At 42.1% G+C, this 1,329-nt stretch carries 1 protein-coding gene; it reads right to left on the bottom strand.

Annotation, left to right across the window (positions count from 1 at the left end):
• Window positions 1-121: 121 nt before the first annotated feature.
• Window positions 122-730 carry a transposase gene (locus tag AAFP14_RS26360; protein WP_341735127.1) on the bottom strand — a complete coding sequence of 203 codons (609 nt, stop codon included), beginning with the start codon at window positions 728-730 and terminating at the stop codon, window positions 122-124.
• Window positions 731-1,329 lie beyond the last annotated feature (599 nt).

The following is a 1,329-nucleotide window of genomic DNA, read 5'->3' as shown; positions in this document are numbered from 1 at the left end:
AGATTAACCTGATGTGGGAGTAGATTAGGATTTGTCGTTGGGTGGGGGCGGGTTTTAGAGATTTTTGGTTTTTCACATAGATGGTTGGTGAAACCCGCCCCTACAGGCGATCGATTCCATGTTACAATACGATCGACTGTATGTAAGATTTGCCATTCCATTCGATCGCCAGGGGACTAGATTCATTAATTTTGACTGAATTATGAGGATATAATTCATCTTTTCCCCACGAAAAAGGATTATTAATGATGTATTCGCGAATACCAACTAATGATTCTTCATTGCGGATGATATGTTCGTAATAACCTCGTTGCCACACCGATACGCCAGTCAAATCTCGCATTTGGTTAATTCGCCGCGCTGAAGATGTTTTTAAACCCCGGACAATTTCCGATAAAGGATGGATTTTTGATTTTCTCAGCACTAATTTATTGGATTCTGTATCATTTATTTCTGGGCTATCTTTCAAGAATATAATTCCGTGGACGTGATTTGGCATCACAATAAAATTGTCTAATGCCACATTTGCGTAACGTTTGGGAAGAATGCTCCAATTGAATAAAACAGTTTTACCATAGGGACTCAGTTGCATTGTATCATCAATGACTTCGCCGAATAAACATTCGCGCTGCCAACTGCAAATAGTGATAAAATATGCACCGGGATTCCTATAATCATATCCAGGTAGGCGAATTGAACGGCGGTGGTGTTTGTTGCTATCGTATTTCATAATTTTTTTCCTAAAAACACACCCGGTAGCGACGGGTTTAACCAACAATATCTGATGAATACAAACAATCTGTAAAGCCCCCACCCCACGCATAATTTAGATTAACCTAATGTGGGAGTAGATTGGGATTTGTCGGTGGGTGGGGGCGGGTTTTAGAGATTTTTGGTTTCTCCCATAGATTGTTGGTGAAACCCGCCCCTACGGGAATTTTGGCAATTAGTAAGAGGCCTTGTAGGGGCGGGTTTTACGAAGGATATTTGATGCCTATGAACATTTTCGTAAACCCGCCCCACCCCACGCATAATTTAGATTAACCTAATGTGGGAGTAGATTGGGATTTGTCGGTGGGTGGGGGCGGGTTTTAGAGATTTTTGGTTTTTCACATAGATGGTTGGTGAAACCCGCCCCTACGGGAATTTTGGCAATTAGTAAGAGGCCTTGTAGGGGCGGGTTTTACGAAGGATATTTGATACCTATGAACATTTTCGTAAACCCGCCCCACCCCACGCATAATTTAGATTAACCTAATGTGGGAGTAGATTGGGATTTGTCGGTGGGTGGGGGCGGGTTTTAGAGATTTTTGGTTTTTCACATAGATG

It is taken from the genome of Microcoleus sp. EPA2 (genome assembly GCA_020882975.1).
In the GTDB taxonomy this organism is placed as follows: Bacteria; Cyanobacteriota; Cyanobacteriia; order Cyanobacteriales; family Microcoleaceae; genus Microcoleus.
The sequence above is the reverse complement of the archived record's forward strand: the minus strand, read 5'-3'. Positions and strand labels throughout refer to the sequence as shown.